The sequence below is a fragment of the Aureimonas endophytica genome (assembly GCF_014642635.1).
Taxonomy (GTDB): Bacteria; Pseudomonadota; Alphaproteobacteria; order Rhizobiales; family Rhizobiaceae; genus Plantimonas; species Plantimonas endophytica.
Genome location: NZ_BMIQ01000002.1, coordinates 490,377 through 508,474, shown reverse-complemented (window position 1 = coordinate 508,474; position 18,098 = coordinate 490,377). Strand labels below are relative to the sequence as shown.

The window sequence follows — 18,098 nt, the reverse complement described above, 5'->3', positions numbered from 1 at the left end:
GCGGGGATCGCCCCCGCCATGCCGTAGGACGGGTCGGAGGTCCTTAGAGGACGCGCGTCCAGCCGATCTTGGCGGCTTCGCCCGGCTGGTCGTAGGTGTCCGGGATGTCGATCTCGGCGAGGCTCTGCTGCGTCACGGCATAGGACGGCGTGATGACGAAGCGCGGCGCCTTGCGGCCGGCGATCACCTCATGCGCGTAGAAGGCGTTCATATAGGCCATCTCGTAGAAGCTCTGGGCGAGCGTCAGCGCGAAGGGCGAGCCGGCCTGGATATATTCGAAGGACTGCTGGCCGCCGTCGATGCCGGTGATGAAGACCTCGCGGCCGGCCGCCTTGATCGCCAGCGTGCCTTCCGAGGCGGCGCCGTCCCAGGCGCACCAGATGGCGTCGAGCTCGGGATTGGCGGTGAGGATGTTGTCCACCACCTGGCGCGGCGTCGTGGTGCCGCCGAGGGCGAAGGCGATCTCGGACACGACCTTGATGTCCGGATAGCGCACGAAGACGGACTTCGCGCCGAGCGTGCGCTGGTCCCAGGACTCGTTGGAGGGCAGCGAGACGAGGGCGACCTTGCCCTTCCCCTTCAGGCGATCGGCGATGTACTGCGCGCCATAGGCGCCGAGGCCGAAATTGTTCGACATGGCGGTCGAGGTGACCGTGGTGTTCGGCACGTAGGAATCGCCGCAGAAGATCGGGACGCCGGAGGCGACGGCGGCCTGGACGGCCGGCGCGATGGCGGCGGCGTCGGCGGGCGTGATGAAGATCGCGGCCGGCTTCGAGGCGACGAAGGCGGCGATCTGGTCGGCCTGCTTCTTCACGTCGTAATTGGCGTCGGCGATCGTCAGCGTGCCGCCGAGGCGCTTGATCGCGTCCTGATAGCCGCTGACGATGTGGCGGCCGGATTCCCAGACCGTCCAGCCGAGCGAGGCGCAGAACTGCGCGTCCTGGGCGAAGGCGAAGTTCGGCCGGGCGAGCGCCGCCGCGACGGTCATCGCCGCCGCGCCGCTCAGGAAGCCGCGCCGGCTGAGGCCGAAGCCGGCGCCGTCCATGGTGGTGTCGTCGTTCTGGGTCATGTCATGTCCTCCCGGGGGTTCGGATGGGCGGACCGGATCTCCCGACCGGTCCGCGATGGGGCCGGCGCGCCTCAGCGCGACTGGCGCATGAGTTCGAGGTAGTCCTCGCGGCTGGCGAGGCGGGGATTGGTGGCGTGGCAATGGTCCTTCAACGCCTCGCCGGCGACGCTCTCCATCATCGCTTCCGTCACGCCCATGGCGGCAAGGCCGGAGGGCATGCCGATGTCCCGGCAGAGATCGGCGACGACGCGGTCGGGCTCGCCGCCGAGGATCTGCGCGAGGACGTCCCATTTGCCGCCGATCGCCGGACGGTTGAAGCGCAGCACCGCCGGCATCAGGACGGCGTTGAGCGTGCCGTGATGGAGGTTCAGTTCGCGCACCGCGCCGAGCGGATGGGTGAGCGCGTGGACGGCGCCGAGCCCCTTCTGGAAGGCCATCGCCCCTTCCAGGGCGCACATCATCATCTCCCAGCGCGCCTGCCGGTTCGCGCCCTCCGAGACGGCGGTGCGGATCGCGCCGAGGCCGCGCTTCAGGCCGTCGAGCGCGATCGCGTCGGCGGGCGGGTTCACGGCGGGCGCCATGTAGGTTTCGAGACAGTGCGACAGGGCATCCATGCCGGTGGCGGCGGTGAGGCCGGGCGGCAGGCCGAGCGTCAGCTCGGGATCGCAGAGCGCGACGGAGGGCAGCATATGGGGACTGACGATGCCGAGCTTGCGCCCTTCCCGGGTGATGATCACCGCCGCGCGGCCGACCTCGGAGCCGGTGCCGGCCGTGGTCGGCACGGCGACGAGCGGAGAGATCCGGCCGTGGATCTTCGCCGCGCCGCCCTCGACCGCCGTATATTGCGCGAGCGGTCCCTCGTGGCCCGAGAGAAGCCGCACGGCCTTGGCGAGGTCGATCGAGGAGCCGCCGCCGAGCGCGACGATGCCGTCGCAACCGCCGCCGCGATAGGTCTCGAAGGCCGCGAGCACCGCCTCCTCCGTCGGATTGGCGGGCGTGTCGGCGAAGAGCGCCGGGGCGGCGGAGAAAAGGCCGGCGACGCGCTCGACGAGGCCGGTGGCGACGAGGCCGCGATCGGTCACGAGAAGCGGGCGCGCCACCTTCAGATCGGCGAGGATCTGCGGCAGGCGGGCCACCGCGCCTTCGTCGAATTCGATGCGGGTGAGATAGGTGATGAGCGCCATCGCGGGCCGGACTTTCGAGCTTTCGGGACTTTCGGGACGAGCAGGACCGTGCGCGGCCCGTTGCCGGACCGCGGCGGAACGACTCGGGATGAGACGCCGTCCCGCGCCCCGGGGCACGGGTCGCCGGACGGCAGGCGGCGCGCGGCGCCGCGAATGGGGGAATCGTCCTCCGGGTTTCGGCTTGTCCTGCCGATCCGACCGCGCCGCCCGCCCTCCAGCGGACCTTCCGGCTCGATCGCGATTTGCAGCTTGCGCCGCCAACTGATATATGAGTTATTGAAGCCAGACCAAACTGGCGATGTCAACTCCCCTTCGAAATCGGCGGAAACCGTATGCGAAAAGGCGTCGCGGCCCAGGAGGCACCGGAAATGACCGGTGAGCGGCCGCTACAGAAGGCAGAACAAATATATGGGTTGCTGCGCCAGGCCATTGTCCGTCTGGCGATGGTGCCGGGCGCGGCGATCTCGGAAAAGGAGCTCTGCCTGCAATATGGCGTGTCGCGCACCCCGGTGCGCGAGGCGCTGAAGCGCCTCGCCGAGGAGGACCTCGTCGACGTGTTTCCGCATTCGGGAACCTATGTCTCGAAGATCTCCTACGAGGTGGCCGAGGAGGGCTTCGTCATCCGCCGGGCGCTGGAGATCGAGAGCATCCGCCGCGCCACGCGCTTCGTCACGGAGGCCGAGATCCGCCGCCTCGACGCGCTCATCGCCGAGATGCGCGACATCCTGCGGCGCGACGCCCTCACCGACTATATCGAGGTGGACGACGCCTTTCATGCGACGATCGCCGAGATCAGCCGGTTCCCTCGCATCTGGAAATTCATTAACCTGATGAAGGCGCATCTCGATCGGATGCGCCAATTGAGCGCCCCCGTTCCGGGCCACCTGGCCGAAGTCACCGAGCAGCACGCCGCCATCGTCCGCGCGCTGGAGCGGAGGAATGCCGACCAGGCCGAACTCGCGATGAAGATCCACCTCGACGCTTCGTTCGCGGTGATGAGCGCGATGCACGAGGACGGGCAATTCTTCAGGAGGAACGACTGATCGATGCTGGATATTCCTCGGGACATCTCGCCCCTGATCCGGCTCCACCCGGCCGACAACGTGGCGATCGCCCGTCGCACGGTGGACCCCGCGGCGACGCCGCTCGTCGACGGCCTGGCGGTGCGCGACCGCATCGGCCAGGGCCATAAGGTCGCGCTCGTCCCGATCGCCGCGGGCACGGCGGTGACGAAATACGGCCAGACGATCGGCTTCGCCAGCCGCGACATCCAGCCGGGCGAGCATGTCCATACGCACAATCTCGCCATGGCCGAGCTCGACCTCAAGCACGAGTTCTGCGCCGGAGCGGAGGAGCCGGACTACGTGCCGGAGGCCGAGCGCGCCCGGTTCATGGGCTATCGCCGGCCGGGCGGGCGCGTCGGCACGCGCAACTTCCTCGCCATCGTCTCCTCGGTGAACTGCTCGGCGACCGTCTCGCGCGCCGTCGCCGCCCATTACGCCGCCGCCACCGGCCGGCTCGAGGCCTTCCCGAATGTCGACGGGGTCATCGCCGTCACCCATGGCGGCGGCTGCGCGATGAACACGGAGGGCGAGGGCTATCGCTATCTGGCGCGCACGCTCGCCGGCTATGCCACCCATCCCAATGTCGGCGGGGTGCTGATGATCGGGCTCGGCTGCGAGACGAACCAGATTCCGCTTCTGCTGAAGCGGCAGGGCCTGTCCGAGGGGCCTCTGTTCCGCACCATGACGATCCAGGCGACGGGCGGCACGCGCGCCACCATCGCGGCGGCGATCGCGGCGATCGACGAGATGCTGCCGGCGCTGAACGGGCTGGAGCGCACCTCCGAATCGGCCGAGCACCTGACGCTCGCGCTCGAATGCGGCGGCTCGGACGGCTATAGCGGCATCTCCGCCAATCCGGCGCTCGGCTATGCCGCCGATCTCCTGGTGCGGCACGGCGGCACGGCCTGCCTCGCCGAAACGCCGGAGATCTACGGCGCCGAGCATCTCCTCACCCGCCGCGCGGCGACGCCGGCGGTCGCCGAAAAGCTCCTCCAGCGCATCGACTGGTGGCGCGACTATGCGACGCGCGGCGAGGCCGAGCTCAACAACAATCCCTCGCACGGCAACAAGCAGGGCGGCCTCACCACCATCCTGGAGAAGTCGCTGGGCGCGGTGGCCAAGGGCGGCGCGTCGCGGCTCAACGCCGTCTACGAATATGCCGAGCCGATCGAGGCCAAGGGCTTCGTCTTCATGGACACGCCCGGCTACGACCCCGTGGCGGTGACCGGCCAGGTGGCGGGCGGCTGCAACCTCATCTGCTTCACCACCGGGCGCGGCTCGGTCTCGGGCTTCAAGCCCGCGCCCTCGCTGAAGCTCGCCACCAACACGACCATGTACGAGCGCATGCGCGAGGACATGGACGTCAATTGCGGCACGATCGTCACCGGCGAGGAGACGATCGAGGAGGTCGGGCAGCGCATCTTCGCGGCGATCCTGGCGACGGCCTCCGGCCAGCGCACGGCGAGCGAACTCTTCGACTACGGCGACAACGAATTCGTGCCCTGGCAGGTCGGCGCCGTGATGTGACGAAAAGCGGAAGGCCCGGTGCCGAGGAGCGCCGGGACCTTCGCGGGAGGACATGACATGACTGAACTCAAAGACAGCTACGACATCGTCATCATCGGTGCCGGCGTCGGCGGCGGCGCGCTCGCCAACAGCCTCGCCGCGCCCGGCCGCGAGATCCTGATGATCGAGCGCGGCCCGCGCCTGCCGCGCGAGCCCGACAACTGGAGCGTCGACGCCGTCTTCCACAAGCGCAAATACGCCACCAAGGAACAGTGGCGCGACCGCGACGGCCAGCTCTTCAGCCCCAGCACCTACTACTATGTCGGCGGCAATTCGAAGTTCTTCGGCGCGGCGACCGTGCGCTTCCGCAAGGAGGATTTCGAGGATCTGCGGCACGAGGGCGGCGTCGCCCCGGCCTGGCCCGTCGCCTATGCCGAGTTCGAGCCCTATTACGCCCGCGCCGAACGGCTGATGGGCACGCATGGCGAGGCCGGCCTCGATCCGATCGAGCCGCCGCGCTCCGGCCCGATGCCCTATCCCGCCATCGGCCACGAGCCGGAGATCGCCGCCTTCGAGAAGAAGCTCCGGGCGCGCGGCCTCCATCCCTTCCCGCTGCCGATCGCCATCGACTATCACGACGGCGGCGCCTGCGCCCGCTGCGCCACCTGCGACGGCTTCGCCTGCAAGATCGGCGCGAAGGGCGACGCGGAAGTGCGCCTCGTCAATCCGGCCCTCGCCAAGGGCGGCGTGACGCTGATCACCGAGAGCTTCGTGCGCCGTCTCGTCACCGATCCGACCGGCCGCCGCGTCGTCGCGGTGGAGCTGGAGCATGGCGGCGAGGTGCGCACCGTCTCGGCGCGGATCTTCGTCTCCTCGGCCGGCGCCATCAATTCCTCGGCGCTGCTCCTGCGCTCCAAGAACGACAAGCATCCGAACGGGCTCGGCAACAACACGTCCGACCAGCTCGGCCGCAACTACATGGCGCACAACAACACGGCGATGATGGCGGTCTCGCCCTTCCGCAAGAACCGCGTCGTCTTCCAGAAGACGATGGCGATCAACGACTACTATCTCGCCAATGCCGAGCGCCCCTACCCGCTCGGCAATATTCAAGGCCTCGGCAAGCTTCAGTCCGGCATGCTGACCGCCAATCTGAAATGGGCGCCGGAGCGGCTGATGGCGCTCTTCGCCGAGCGCTCGGTCGACTGGTGGCTGATGTCGGAAGACCTGCCCGACCCGAACAACCGCGTCTCCGTCGACAGCGACGGCACGATCCGCCTCGCCTATACCGCCAACAATCTGAAGGCGCATCAGGAGCTCGTCGCGGTCTGGACGCGGCAGATGCGGGCGCTCGGCTATCCGATCGTCATCACGCAGAAGATGGACATCAAGGTCTCGATGCATCAATGCGGCACGGCGCGCTTCGGCAAGGACCCGAAGACCTCGGTGCTCGACCCGAACTGCAAGGTCTGGGACGTCGACAATCTCTATGTCGTCGATGCCTCCTTCCTGCCCTCGTCCACCGGCTTCAACCCGTCGCTGACCATCGTGGCGCAGGCGCTGCGCACGAGCGAGCACATCCTGAAGGAACTGGGCGAGACCGTCACCGCCGCGCCGCCCGTCCAGCCGGAGCGCCAGCCGGTCGCCGCCTGACGCCGCCTGACGCCGCCTGACGCCGAAGAAGATCGCAAGCATTCCAGGGGGAGGACAGACCATGGCTGCACCGCAGCGCGACTACGCACGCCTATTCGATCTGACGGGCCGCAAGGCCGTCGTCACCGGAGGATCGCGCGGCATCGGCAAGGCGCTGGCCGAGGCGCTCGCCGCGCAAGGGGCCGATGTCGCGATCGTCGTGCGCTCGACGCTCGGCCTCGCCGAGGAGCTCGTCGCCGGCTTCAATGCCGGCGGCGGCGACAGCTTCGCCATCCAGGCGGACGTGTCCGACCCGGCCGACGTGGCTCGCCTCGCGGCGGAGGTCGAGAGCCGCTGGGGGCGCTGCGACATCCTCGTCAACAATGCCGGCATCGTGCTGCCGGGTCCCGCCGAGGACTTTCCGCTGGACGCCTGGCGCCAGACGATGAGCGTCAATCTCGACGGCGTCTTTCTCGTCAGCCAGGCGCTCGGCCGCCTGATGATTCGCCAGAAGAAGGGCTCGATCATCAATATCGGCTCGATGTCCGGCCGGATCGTCAACTGGCCCTTCCGCCATGCCGCCTACAATGTCTCGAAGGCCGGGCTGCACATGCTGACCAAGTGCCTCGCGACCGAGTGGGCCGAGCACGGCATCCGCGTCAACGCGCTCGCCCCCGGCTACATCATGACCGAGCTGACGGAGGAGGTGCTGCGCGAGCATCCCGACGTCGTCGAGAACCATTGGGCGAAGGGCGCGGTGATGAACCGGATCGGCTCGGTGGACGAGCTGGCCGGCTCGGTCGTCTATCTGGCGAGCGACGCGGCCTCCTTCACCACGGGCGAGATCCATACGGTCGACGGCGGCCTGACGCTGCGCTGACCGAGGCAGGGAGGAGATAAGGACATGACCCAGCGAGCCTATGGCGGACCGCTCCGCTACGTGCAGGGACCCGGCGTCGTCGCCGATCTCGGCCGCTATGCCGCCCCGCTCGGCGCGACGGCCCTCGTCGTCATCGACGGCTTCTTCTGGACTTCGCTGCGGCCGGAGATCGAGGCGAGCCTTTCCGCCGCCGGCGTCAAGGCGCATTTCCTGCGCTTCGGCGGCGAATCGACCGATGCCGAGGTCGAAAGATGCGTGGCGGAGGGCCGCGCGGTCGGCGCCGCGAGCGTCATCGGCATCGGCGGCGGCAAGGCGCTCGACACGGCGAAGATCACCGCCTTCACCATCGGCGCGCGCATCGTCACCGTGCCGACCATCGCCTCCACCGATTCGCCGACGAGCTCGCTCGGCGTCATCTATTCGGCGGAGGGCGTCTACGAGCGCGTCGTGCGCTGCGGCCGCAACCCGGACGTGGTGCTGGTCGACAGCGCGCTCATCGTCCGCGCTCCGGCGCGCTTCCTCGTCGCCGGCATGGGCGACGCGCTCTCCACCTTCTACGAGGCGCGCTCCAACATCGAATCGCGCTCGCGCAACTATATCGGCGACGGCTATGGCGCGACGGTCGCCGGCTACCAGATCGCCAAGGCCTGTCACGAGATCCTGATGCGGGACGGGCGCGCCGCGCATGCGGCGGCCAAGGGCGGCCGGCTCATCCCAGCGGTCGAGAACATCATCGAGGCCAACACGCTCCTGTCCGGCCTCGGCTTCGAGAATTGCGGCGTGTCCGGCGCCCACGGCATCCACGACGCGCTGACGGTGCTGGAGCCGACGCATCACTTCTTCCACGGCGAGAAGGTCGCCTTCGGCGTGCTCTGCCTCCTCGTTCTCGAGAACCGGCCGCCGAGCGATTTCTTCGAGGCGCTCGACTTCTGCGAGGATCTCGGCCTGCCGACGACGCTCGGCGATCTCGGCCTCGGCGAGGTCTCGGCCGAGGACATGGCCAAGGTCGGCGAGGCGGCGATGGCGCCCGCGAGCGTCATCTATGCCGTGCCGGTCGAACTGACCGCGCAGAAGGTCGCCGACGCGATCTGGACCGCCAGCGCGCTCGCCGAGGCGCGCCGCCGGAAGCCGGCCGGAAGCCTGCCCATCCTCCAGTTGCACGCGGCCGAGTGATCGCGGTCGTTCACGCTGCCCTGCTGTGAATTTTACAGAGGCGGCCGGAACTTAGCGCTGGCGGCGGGAGTGCCGCCGGCTATGGTGGCGACGGGATTGGGGGATGATTCCGGCGCTCTGCCCGAATCGGACAGGTTCGATCGTCACCTCGGGAGAAGGGTACGATGAGTTTTCACGAAGGGACGGCGCTCGCCCGGAGCGCCGGCGAGCGATCGCGCCCGGCACCGGCAACCGCGTCGAACGGCGCGCGCGACGTCGAAGCCACGGCCGTCCGCGCGAAGCGGGGAAGCGGCCCCGTCGCGGATAGCGGCCTCCGGCATCGCGGCGGCAGCAGGAAATGCGCAACCGCAACGCGCGGCACGCGCGCGACCATCCGAACCTTCGGAGGCTTCCTTGGCCGCTGACGCTTCCTCGCCCATTCTCGCGCTGAAGGACGTCTCGAAGGCCTTCGGCCCCGTCCAGGTGCTGCGCGGCGTCGATTTCGATCTGCGCGCCGGCGAGGTCCATGCCCTGATGGGCGAGAACGGCGCCGGCAAGTCGACCATGATCCGCCTCATGTCCGGCGCGCATCAGCCGAATGCCGGCACGGTGGAGGTGGACGGCCGGGCGCTGCGCCTCGCCGGCCCGCGCGAGGCGCAGGATCTCGGCATCGCCGTGGTGCATCAGGAACTGCTGCTCTTTCCGGCGATGACGGTCGCCGAGAACATCTTTCTCGGCCATGCGCCGAAGAACGCCCGCGGCCTCATCGACTGGGGGGCGATGCGCGAGCGCGCCCGCGCCATTCTCGACCGGCTCGACTGCCCCGAGCTCGATGTCGACGAATCGGTCGGGCGCCTCTCCGTCGCCAATCGCCAGCGCGTCGAGATCGCCCGCGCCCTGTCGCGCGAGGCGCGCGTCATCATCATGGACGAGCCGACGGCGGCGTTGGCGGAAGCCGATGTCCGCCGCCTCCTCGACGTCACGCGCTCGCTCCGGGCCGACGGCGTCGGCATCGTCTATGTCAGCCATCGCATGAACGAGATCTTCGAGATCTCCGACCGCGTCACGGTGCTGCGCGACGGCAAGACCATCGCGACGAAGCCGACGGGCGAGGTCACCGAAGGTTCGCTGATCTCCATGATGGTCGGGCGCGAGATCGACCAGCTCTTCCCGAAGGAGGAGATCCCGATCGGCGAGACGGTACTGGAGGTCGAGAACCTGTCTCACGGCACTAAGGTGCGGAACGTCTCCTTCGCGGTGCGGGCCGGCGAGATCCTCGGCATCGCCGGCCTCGTCGGCTCCGGCCGCACCGAACTCGCCCAGACCATCTTCGGCATCACCCCCGCGACCGAGGGCGAGATCCGCATCGACGGCAAGCCGGTGAAGGTCGGCAGCGTGCGCGAGGCGATCGCCCATCGCATCGCCTATGTGCCGGAGGACCGCGCCCAGCACGGCCTGGTGCGGCCGCAGACCATCCGCGAGAACGTCTCCATGGCGATCCTCGACCGGCTGACCCGCCGCTCGGTGGTCGATACCGGCCGCGAGAAGGTGCTGGCGGCCGAGGCGATCCGGCGCTTCGCCATCCGCGCGCGGGGACCGGGACAGGTCGTCGCCCAGCTGTCCGGCGGCAACCAGCAGAAGGTGGTGATCGCCAAATGGCTGGCGACCGAGCCGCGCATCCTCATTCTCGACGAGCCGACGCGCGGCGTCGATGTCGGCGCCAAGACGGAGATCCACAAGCTGATGAACGAATTGGCACGGACCGGCATCGCGATCGTGATGATCTCGTCCGAGCTGCCCGAGGTGCTCGGCATGAGCGACCGGGTGCTGGTGATGAACGGCGGACGGCCCTCCGCCATCCTGTCCCGCGCGGAGGCGACGCCCGACCGGATCGGCGCGGCCATGATGAGCGGGCACGCGGCATGAAGGCGCCGGCTCTGTCCCGCCGCCTGTCGAATTCCGGGCAGGAGATCCTGCTCGTCGTGGCGATCACCGTCCTGTTCCTGGCCGTCGGCTGGTTCAATCCGCGCTTCCTCGCGGCCAACAACCTCACCTCGATCTTCGTCGGCAACGCCTATATCGCGGTCGCCGCCATCGGCATGTCGATGGTGATCATCTCCGGCCATATCGACGTCTCGGTCGGCGCGCTGATCGGCGTGCTCGCCACCGTCTCGGGCCTTCTCGTCACGAACGGCTATCCTATCTGGGTGGCCTGGCTCCTGCCCGTCCTGGTCGGCGGCCTGGTGAATGGGGCGCTCGGCGCCCTCATCGCCTATCTGAAGGTGCCCTCGATCATCGCGACGCTGGCGATGCTCTCGATCCTGCGCGGCGGCCTCATCACGCTGACCGGCGGCGCCTGGATCTCGGGGCTTCCGGCCGGCTACCAGCTGGCGCAGTTCCGTCTCCTCGACATCCCCGCCCCCGTCTGGTTCATGGTGGTGATGACGATCGCCGCCGCCTTCCTGATGCGGACGACCGCCTTCGGCCGGTCGATCTACGCGGTCGGGGGCAATCCGGAAGCGGCCGAAGCCGCCGGCATTCCCTATCGCCGGACGATCGTGAAGGTTTTCGCCATCCACGGCCTCATTGCCGGCATCGCCGCGATCCTCTTCGCGACGCAGCTCCAGGTCATCCAGTCGACCGTGCCGAACGGGCTGGAGCTCATCATCATCACCGCCTCCGTCGTCGGCGGCGTCTCGATCCTCGGTGGCATCGGCACGGTCGTCGGCTCGACGCTCGCCGCCATCCTCTTCGCCGCCATCGGCTCCTCGCTGATCTTCCTCAACGTCTCCGCCTATTGGCTGCGCGCGGTGCAGGGCATCCTGATCCTCGTCACGGTCCTCGCCGACATGGCGCGGCGCGGCCGGTCCGGCTGAAGGAGCGTTTTCCCATGTCCCTCCGCTCGCTTCTCCTCCGGCACGAGACGATCCTCGGCCTGATCCTCGTCCTCGCCCTCGCGCTGCTGGCCGTCGACAACGACCGCTTCTTCACCGCCGCCAATCTCCTCAACCAGGGGCGGCTGATGACCGAGGTCGGACTGATCGCGGTGGTGATGACCTTCGTCATCATCACCGGCGGCATCGACCTCTCGGTCGGCTCGATCCTCGGCCTCTGCGCCATCCTCGTCGGCGTGTTCTGGAAGACGCTCGGCCTGCCGCTGCCGCTGGCCATGGTGCTCGTCCTCGTCGTCGGCACGCTGGCCGGCCTCGTCAACGGGCTCATCATCACGCGCTTCCGCGTGCCGCCGCTCATCGCGACGCTGGCGACGCTCGCCCTTTACCGGGGCCTTGCCGAGGGCATCAGCCAGGCGCAGTCGATCCGGGGCTATCCGTCCTGGTTCTTCGTGCTCGGCCAGGGCAATCTTCTCGGCATCCCGACCCAGCTCTGGCTCCTCGCCCTCGTCGCGCTCGTCGGCTTCTTCATCCTGCGCTACACGGCCTTCGGCCGGGCGACCTACGCCATCGGCAACAATGAGGCGGGCGCCGCCTTTTCCGGCCTCGACGTGACGCGCACCAAGCTGATGATCTATGCCGCCTCGGGCTTTGTCTCGGCGCTCGCGGCCATCGTCTTCGTCAGCCGCGTCTCGACGACGCGCTCCGACATGGGCTCCGGCATCGAGCTCGACGTGATCACCGCCGTGGTGCTGGGCGGCACCTCGATCTTCGGCGGGCGCGGCCTCGTCATCGGCACGCTGATCGGCCTCTGCCTCGTCCAGGTGCTGAAGAACGGCCTCGCTCTCTCCGGCGTCAAGGGCGACGGCACCATCGTCATCATCGGGGTCGTGCTGATCGCGGCCGTCCTCGTCTCCAACTTCCTCAGCCGCTTCACCGACGACTGAGCGAGACCCCGGTCCGGCGGGAGGCCGGACGGCGGCAATCCAACACCATCCACGGAGGAGTTCCACCCATGCGTATCCTTTCCGCCCTGCTTCTGTCGGGCAGCCTGCTCGCCAGCCCGGCCGCCTTCGCCCAGACGACCTGGACCGGCGGCGACGACCAGGCGACGAGCCCGCTCGCCTGCGATGCCAGCGTCACGCCCGTGCCGCCCGGCGACTACAATGGCGGCACGCCGACCGGCGCGCCCGACCGCAAGGGCAAGGCGCTGAAGGTGGTCGACATTCCGAAGCTCGTCGGCGTCGGTTACTTCAACTCGACGGCCCAGGGCGTCCAGTCGGCGGCCAAGGAGACGGGCAACATGACCGTCACCACCGACGGTCCGACCAAGGCCAATATCGACGAGCAGATCACCTTCATCGACAATTACATCACCTCCGGCGTCGACGGCATCCTTTTCGCCGCCAACGACCCGGTGGCGATCGCCCCGGTGCTGAAGCGGGCGCTGGAAGCCGGCATCAACGTCGTCGGCTACGATGCCGATGCCGAGGCGGATGCGCGCCAGTGGTTCGTCAACCAGGCCCAGCCGAACGGCGTCGCCAAGGCGCTGATGGACCAGCTCGCCTCCGAGATCGGCGAGGAAGGCTCCTTCGCCATCGTCACCTCGACCTTCACCACGCCGAACCAGGCGCGCTGGATCGCCGAGATGACCGCCTATTCGGCGAAGTGCCATCCGAAGCTGAAGTTCCTGGAGACGGTCGAGGCGCAGGAGGACAACATCCTCTCCTTCAACCAGGCGCAGACGCTGATCAACAAATATGGCGACGAGCTGAAGGGCATCGTCGGCATGACCTCGGTCGCGACGCCGGCCGCCTCCGAGGCGGTGCAGCAGAACAAGCTCTGCGGCAAGGTCTCGGTCGTCGGCCTCGCGCTGCCCAACGCGATGAAGCCCTACATCAACAACGACTGCATCAAGTCGACCGTGCTCTGGTCGACGGTGGATCTCGGCTACGCGGCGGGCCTCGCCATGCGCGCCGTCGCCGACGGCACGCTGAAGCCGGGCGACACGACGTTCAAGGCCGGCCGCCTCGGCGATCTCCAGATCGTCAACCAGAGCCAGATCCTGCTCGGCGCGCCGAAGGTCTTCACCAAGACCGACATCAACAATTTCGACTTCTGAGATCGAAACTCCGACAGGCGCGCGGCGGGAGCGATCCCGCCGCGCTTCGTTTTTCAGCCGCCGAGCGCGGCGAAGGCCTCGCGCAGGTCCGCGCCCTCGGTGCCGAGCACGACGGCGGCGAGAATGCGCGCCTTCTGGCCGGTGAGGTCGCCGGCGAAGATCACGCCCGCCCGTTCCAGATCCTTGCCGCCGCCATTGCCGTAGACCGGCTTCACCCGGCCTTCCGGGCAGCGCGAGGCGACGATCACCGGCACCCCGCCGGCGACGATCTCGGCGACGGCCGCCGTCACCGCCGGCGGGGCGTTGCCCCGGCCGAAACCTTCGAGCACGATCGCCTTCGCGCCGCTCGCGGCGCAATAGCGGATCAGCCGGTCCGAAGCGCCCATCGCGAGGCGCAGGAGCTCGACCTCGGGCTCGATGCGCCGCGCCGCGAAGTGCCGGCGCAGGAGGGGCAGGCGCTGGACCGTGACCACGGCGCCGTCGACCTCGCCGAGCTTGCCGTGCTCGCCCGAGCGGAACGTGTCGGTGCGCGACGTATGGGTCTTCGTCACGTCGCGCGCGGCGTGGAAGTCGCCTTCGAAACAGATCATGGCGCCGAGCCCGCGCGCCGCCGGCGCGGCGGCCAGCCGCACGGCCTCGGCGATGTTGCGCGGCCCGTCGGTGTCCGGCGCGTCGGCGCTGCGCTGCGCGCCGGTGAAGACCACCGGCTTGTCGGAGGCGACGAGGAGATCGGCGAGAAAGGCGCTTTCCTCCATCGTGTCCGTGCCATGGGTCACCACCACGCCGTCGCAGGCGGGATCGGCGAGATGCTCGCCGATGCGCGCCGCCAGCGCGAAGGCGAGCGGCAGGTCGATCGCGAAGCTGCCGACCCGGCAGAAATCGTCGATGCTCAGCTCGATGCCCTCCAGCGGATCGTGCAGCGTGGCGCGCAGATCCGCGCCGGAAACGGAGGCGACGACATCCGCCCCGCCCGGCCGCGCCGCGCCGGCCTTGGAGGCGATGGTGCCGCCGGTGGTGACGAGTTGAATCCTGGGCATTGATGCTCCTTCGGGACGGTCAGTCGGCCGGCTGGTCGGCCGGCCGCAGATAGGGGGCGAGCGAGATCGGCTGCGGGATGACGGCGACGATCTTCATCTGGGCGACGGTGCGCCGCAGCTCGGCCTCGATATGGGTGGTCAGCATGGCGGCGGCGGCGCTGGTCGCGCCGTGCAGCAGGAGATCGACGATCATGCGCTGTTCGGCGAGCGTCGCGCGGTCCTGCGGCAGGCCGAGCTGGCGCAGCACCCCTTGCGAGGTGAGAACGGTGTGGAGATTGCGCCGCACGAGATCGCGCAGGCTGAGATTGGGCGTCGAAAGCACCACGGTCTCGACGAAGAGACCGGACAATTCGTCCACCTCACCCTCGTCCTCGCGGCCGGCGCCGGCCTCCGCCGCGCCGAGCCGGCGGCTGAGCCCCTCCAGCCGCTCGCGCTCCGTCACGCCGGCGGCCGAGAGCAGCGCCGGCGGCTCCAGGATCTTGCGCAGCTCGAACTGGTCCTTGATCGAGCGGGCGGTCAGCGGGCCGGCGATCCAGTGCGAGCTTTCGTTCTTGCCGATCAGCCGGCGCTCCTGCAACCGGCCGAGCACGTCGCGGATGATGGTGCGGCTGACGTCGAAATGCTCGGCGAGCTCGGTCTCCACCACACGGTAGCGGCCGAAGACGAGGCAGCGGGTGATCTCCGACTCGATGCTGGCATAGATGCGCCGCCACGCCTGGCGCTCGCCGAAGCCTTCGTCCGCCTCGCTCGGGAGGACGAGATCGAGGCTGGCGAGATCGACGCGCCGGCGCGGCGCCGGATGGTTGGCATCGCCCGCGAGATAGCCCCGCCCCTCGAAGCGGTGGATCAGCCCCTCTTCCTCCAGCTGCGCCAAGGCGCGCTGCACCGGCGCGCGCGACAGGCGGAAGAGATCGGCCACCGGGCCTTCGAGCAGGACGGTGCCGCCGGGAATGCGGCCCTCCGCGAGATTGCGGCGCAAAGTCTCGGCCACGACCTCGTAGCGGCGCGGCAGGGTGGAGGACGGGGGAGCGGACGATCCCATGGCGGCTCCAGGCGAAGGCGACTCGGCGTGCCGAACGGGTCCAGGTCGTCCCGCATAGCACGAAGCCCATGCTTTCGCAGGTCGGCTACAAAATGTTTTTTGTGTACGCTTTTGCAATTGCACAGTTTGCGCGCGGTATGCCGCCGCGTTTTGCGCCAGATGCGAGGGGTCCTTCGCGGAGTGCCACTTGGTCGATCATATGGAATGCACGCTCAAACCATTGATCTGTAACATCCCGTGCATCCGGGCGTTCAAGACTTCGCATTTGCACGCAAAATCGGCTGCACTGCACAACATCTAAGCCATGACGGCCAAAGCTCACTGCGCGGCCATGAATCCGCAACTTGAGGGCGATGAAAAGATCATTGCATACAGAAAACGCGGCTGTTAGCGTCCAAGTCATCGGGCCGGCACGGCCGTCGGAAGCCCTTGAGCCGAAAGGCGGAAGCGGGGCCTCGGCGACATGACGGCCCTGTCCCGAGGCCTTTCCGCGAGCACCGGATGTCGTCAGTCCTCATTCTGTCCGACGTGTCGAAATCCTATGGCGGCAAGCCGGCGGTGGCGCATGTCGACCTCGCCGTGCCGGCCGATTCCTATATCTCCGTGCTCGGCGCCAGCGGCTCCGGCAAGACGACGCTGCTTCGCCTCATCGCCGGCTTCGAGGAGCCGGAGACCGGCTCGATCACCTTCGACGGCCACCGCATCGACGGCACGCCCGCCCATCGGCGCGGCATCGGCTTCGTCTTCCAGAACTTCGCGCTCTTTCCGCATCTGAACGTCCGGCAGAACGTCGCCTTCGGCCTCGCCAACCGGGCGGAGGCGCCGCTGACCGACCCGGCGGAGATCGACCGGCGCGTCGACGAGGCGATCGAGCTCGTCGGCCTGAAGGGTCTCGACCGCCGCTCGGTCACGCAGATCTCCGGCGGCCAGCGCCAGCGCGTCGCCCTCGCCCGCACGCTCGTCACGCGGCCGAAGCTCGTGCTGCTCGACGAGCCGCTCGGCGCGCTCGACGCGCATTTGCGGGCCCGGATGCGGCTGGAACTGCGCGAGATCCGCCGCAGCCTCGGCGTCACCTTCCTCCATGTCACCGGCTCGGAAACCGAGGCGCTCGCGATGGGGGACCGGCTGATCGTCCTCGACGAGGGCCGCATCGGCCAGTTCGACGAGCCGAAGCATCTCTATGCCGCCCCGGCCTCGCCCGGCGTCGCGCGCTATCTCAACGCCTACAATCTCCTGAAGGGCGCGCGCTCGGACGAGCTCTTCGTCAGTGAGATCGGTCCCCTCGCCTTCGACGCGCCGGCGCTGCGCCATGGCGAGGGCGTCTATGCCATTCGCCACGACCGCATCAGCGTGCGCGAGGCGGGCGCCGCGCCCGGCCCCGACGAGGTGCAGGTGCCGGCGAAGTTCATCGCCAGCGAATATGGCGGCGCCTCGGTCCTCTCCTTCTTCGCCCTCGACAACGGCCAGATCGTCGAGGTCGAGGAGCATCTGAGCCTCGGCGAGCCCCGGCGGCTGGAGGCCGACCGGCCTTACGGCCTCGCCTGGAAGCGCGCCAGCGCCCTCGTCTACGCCTGAACGGAACCCGCCCCATGTCGCGAACGATCGAAGCGCCGGGCACGGCGATGAGTCCTGCGGGACGCGAGGCCTCGGCGGCCGAGCGCCAGGCGGCCAAGGCGCGCCGCCTGTCCTGGCTCCTGCTCTCGCCCGGCATCCTCTGGATGACGCTGTTCCTCGTCCTGCCGCTCCTGATGGTCGTCTATGTCTCCTTCTGGACGCAGACGACCTTCAAGGTCGAGCCGACGCTGACGCTCGCGAGCTGGGTGCGCTTCCTCACCAATTCCACCTATCTCGACGCGCTCTGGACGACGGTGCGCATCTGGCTGCTCGTCCTCGCCTCCACCCTCGTCGTCGGCTATCCGGTGGCCCTGTTCATCGGCCTGATGGTCCGCAACAAGACGCTGCAGACGGTGCTGCTCGTCCTCTGCGTCATTCCCTTCTGGACGTCCTTCCTCATCCGCGTCCTCGCCTGGCGGCCGATGCTCGGCACGCAAGGGGCGATCAACATCGTCCTGATGAAGGCGGGCCTCATCTCGCAGCCGATCGACGCGCTGCTCTTCTCCGAACTCTCGGTGCTGATCGGCATGACGCAGATCTACTGCGTCTTCATGGTTGGGCCGATCACCTTCATGATGGGCCGCATCGATCCGAACGTCATCGAGGCGGCGCGCGATCTCGGCGCCGGCTTCTGGCGCATCCTGCGCACCATCATCCTGCCCCTGTCGCTGCCCGGCGTCGTCGTCGGCGCGATCTTCGTCTCCGTCATGGTGCTCGGCGAATTCGCGACGGCCGCCGCCCTCTCGGGCCGCAAGACCAACATGCTCGGCAATATCATCGTCAGCCAAGTCGGCTCGCTGAAATGGGCCTTCGCGGCGGTGGCCGGCGTGATCCTGACCCTCCTGATGGGCGTCGTCATCGCCGCCTTCCTGAAGGTCGTCAACCTGCGCAACGAGCTGTGAGGA

The 18,098-nt window shown here is 68.6% G+C and carries 16 protein-coding genes; 12 read left to right on the top strand and 4 right to left on the bottom strand.

Annotation, left to right across the window (positions count from 1 at the left end; all coding sequences use genetic code 11):
• Nucleotides 1-43: 43 nt before the first annotated feature.
• A complete protein-coding gene (locus IEY14_RS08650; protein WP_188907806.1) occupies nt 44-1,069 on the bottom strand; it encodes a sugar ABC transporter substrate-binding protein in 1,026 nt (341 codons plus the stop codon).
• A gap of 71 nt (nt 1,070-1,140) precedes the next feature.
• A complete protein-coding gene (gene gbd / locus IEY14_RS08645; RefSeq protein WP_188907805.1) occupies nt 1,141-2,253 on the bottom strand; it encodes a 4-hydroxybutyrate dehydrogenase in 1,113 nt (370 codons plus the stop codon).
• 332 nt (nt 2,254-2,585) lie between these two features.
• Between gbd and IEY14_RS08640 the strand changes: the two genes are divergently transcribed.
• The 10 genes from IEY14_RS08640 (at nt 2,586) to IEY14_RS08600 (ending at nt 13,500) form a co-directional block, all read left to right on the top strand.
• Complete coding sequence (locus tag IEY14_RS08640; protein WP_308422008.1) at nt 2,586-3,296, top strand: GntR family transcriptional regulator; 711 nt, start codon at nt 2,586-2,588, stop codon at nt 3,294-3,296.
• A 3-nt stretch (nt 3,297-3,299) separates the two neighbouring features.
• Nucleotides 3,300-4,844, top strand: coding sequence for a UxaA family hydrolase (locus tag IEY14_RS08635; RefSeq protein ID WP_188907803.1), 1,545 nt, complete (start codon nt 3,300-3,302; stop codon nt 4,842-4,844).
• A gap of 57 nt (nt 4,845-4,901) precedes the next feature.
• Nucleotides 4,902-6,476 carry a GMC family oxidoreductase gene (locus IEY14_RS08630; RefSeq protein WP_188907802.1) on the top strand — a complete coding sequence of 525 codons (1,575 nt, stop codon included), beginning with the start codon at nt 4,902-4,904 and terminating at the stop codon, nt 6,474-6,476.
• Nucleotides 6,477-6,537: 61 nt separating this feature from the next.
• On the top strand, nt 6,538-7,335 hold the full coding sequence (locus IEY14_RS08625; protein WP_188907801.1) for an SDR family NAD(P)-dependent oxidoreductase: 798 nt from the start codon (nt 6,538-6,540) through the stop codon (nt 7,333-7,335).
• 24 nt (nt 7,336-7,359) lie between these two features.
• Complete coding sequence (locus tag IEY14_RS08620) at nt 7,360-8,508, top strand: glycerol dehydrogenase (RefSeq protein WP_188907800.1); 1,149 nt, start codon at nt 7,360-7,362, stop codon at nt 8,506-8,508.
• Nucleotides 8,509-8,672: 164 nt separating this feature from the next.
• Nucleotides 8,673-8,912: a hypothetical protein gene (locus IEY14_RS25750; RefSeq protein WP_210318318.1), complete on the top strand. Its 240-nt coding sequence runs from the start codon at nt 8,673-8,675 to the stop codon at nt 8,910-8,912.
• The gene (locus IEY14_RS08615) at nt 8,902-10,413 is read left to right on the top strand and encodes a sugar ABC transporter ATP-binding protein (protein ID WP_188907799.1); all 1,512 of its coding nucleotides are present in this window, start codon (nt 8,902-8,904) and stop codon (nt 10,411-10,413) included. Before IEY14_RS25750 ends, IEY14_RS08615 begins: the two co-directional genes overlap by 11 nt.
• Nucleotides 10,410-11,363, top strand: coding sequence for an ABC transporter permease (locus IEY14_RS08610; RefSeq protein WP_188907798.1), 954 nt, complete (start codon nt 10,410-10,412; stop codon nt 11,361-11,363). Before IEY14_RS08615 ends, IEY14_RS08610 begins: the two co-directional genes overlap by 4 nt.
• Nucleotides 11,364-11,377: 14 nt before the next feature.
• Nucleotides 11,378-12,325 carry an ABC transporter permease gene (locus IEY14_RS08605; protein WP_188907797.1) on the top strand — a complete coding sequence of 316 codons (948 nt, stop codon included), beginning with the start codon at nt 11,378-11,380 and terminating at the stop codon, nt 12,323-12,325.
• 68 nt (nt 12,326-12,393) lie between these two features.
• Nucleotides 12,394-13,500, top strand: coding sequence for an autoinducer 2 ABC transporter substrate-binding protein (locus tag IEY14_RS08600; protein ID WP_188907796.1), 1,107 nt, complete (start codon nt 12,394-12,396; stop codon nt 13,498-13,500).
• Nucleotides 13,501-13,553: 53 nt separating this feature from the next.
• Here the strand turns inward: IEY14_RS08600 and IEY14_RS08595 are convergent, their stop codons facing one another.
• The gene (locus IEY14_RS08595) at nt 13,554-14,537 is read right to left on the bottom strand and encodes an asparaginase (RefSeq protein WP_188907795.1); all 984 of its coding nucleotides are present in this window, start codon (nt 14,535-14,537) and stop codon (nt 13,554-13,556) included.
• 19 nt (nt 14,538-14,556) lie between these two features.
• Complete coding sequence (locus IEY14_RS08590; RefSeq protein WP_188907794.1) at nt 14,557-15,579, bottom strand: GntR family transcriptional regulator; 1,023 nt, start codon at nt 15,577-15,579, stop codon at nt 14,557-14,559.
• A gap of 501 nt (nt 15,580-16,080) precedes the next feature.
• Here IEY14_RS08590 and IEY14_RS08585 point away from each other — a divergent pair.
• Nucleotides 16,081-17,154 (top strand): ABC transporter ATP-binding protein, encoded by a 1,074-nt coding sequence (locus IEY14_RS08585; RefSeq protein ID WP_188907793.1) that lies wholly within the window; start codon nt 16,081-16,083, stop codon nt 17,152-17,154.
• 47 nt (nt 17,155-17,201) lie between these two features.
• A complete protein-coding gene (locus tag IEY14_RS08580; protein WP_188908120.1) occupies nt 17,202-18,095 on the top strand; it encodes an ABC transporter permease in 894 nt (297 codons plus the stop codon).
• Nucleotides 18,096-18,098 lie beyond the last annotated feature (3 nt).

Bases quoted from the DNA above. Each gene is read 5' to 3' on its own strand.
- IEY14_RS08585 (WP_188907793.1), top strand. From the start codon at position 16,081: ATGTCGTCAGTCCTCATTCTGTCCGACGTGTCGAAATCCTATGGCGGC.
- IEY14_RS08640 (WP_308422008.1), top strand. From the start codon at position 2,586: ATGCGAAAAGGCGTCGCGGCCCAGGAGGCACCGGAAATGACCGGTGAG.
- IEY14_RS08605 (WP_188907797.1), top strand. From the start codon at position 11,378: ATGTCCCTCCGCTCGCTTCTCCTCCGGCACGAGACGATCCTCGGCCTG.
- IEY14_RS08590 (WP_188907794.1), bottom strand. From the start codon at position 15,579: ATGGGATCGTCCGCTCCCCCGTCCTCCACCCTGCCGCGCCGCTACGAG.
- IEY14_RS08620 (WP_188907800.1), top strand. From the start codon at position 7,360: ATGACCCAGCGAGCCTATGGCGGACCGCTCCGCTACGTGCAGGGACCC.
- gbd (WP_188907805.1), bottom strand. From the start codon at position 2,253: ATGGCGCTCATCACCTATCTCACCCGCATCGAATTCGACGAAGGCGCG.
- IEY14_RS25750 (WP_210318318.1), top strand. From the start codon at position 8,673: ATGAGTTTTCACGAAGGGACGGCGCTCGCCCGGAGCGCCGGCGAGCGA.
- IEY14_RS08595 (WP_188907795.1), bottom strand. From the start codon at position 14,537: ATGCCCAGGATTCAACTCGTCACCACCGGCGGCACCATCGCCTCCAAG.
- IEY14_RS08625 (WP_188907801.1), top strand. From the start codon at position 6,538: ATGGCTGCACCGCAGCGCGACTACGCACGCCTATTCGATCTGACGGGC.
- IEY14_RS08630 (WP_188907802.1), top strand. From the start codon at position 4,902: ATGACTGAACTCAAAGACAGCTACGACATCGTCATCATCGGTGCCGGC.
- IEY14_RS08600 (WP_188907796.1), top strand. From the start codon at position 12,394: ATGCGTATCCTTTCCGCCCTGCTTCTGTCGGGCAGCCTGCTCGCCAGC.
- IEY14_RS08635 (WP_188907803.1), top strand. From the start codon at position 3,300: ATGCTGGATATTCCTCGGGACATCTCGCCCCTGATCCGGCTCCACCCG.
- IEY14_RS08610 (WP_188907798.1), top strand. From the start codon at position 10,410: ATGAAGGCGCCGGCTCTGTCCCGCCGCCTGTCGAATTCCGGGCAGGAG.
- IEY14_RS08650 (WP_188907806.1), bottom strand. From the start codon at position 1,069: ATGACCCAGAACGACGACACCACCATGGACGGCGCCGGCTTCGGCCTC.
- IEY14_RS08580 (WP_188908120.1), top strand. From the start codon at position 17,202: ATGAGTCCTGCGGGACGCGAGGCCTCGGCGGCCGAGCGCCAGGCGGCC.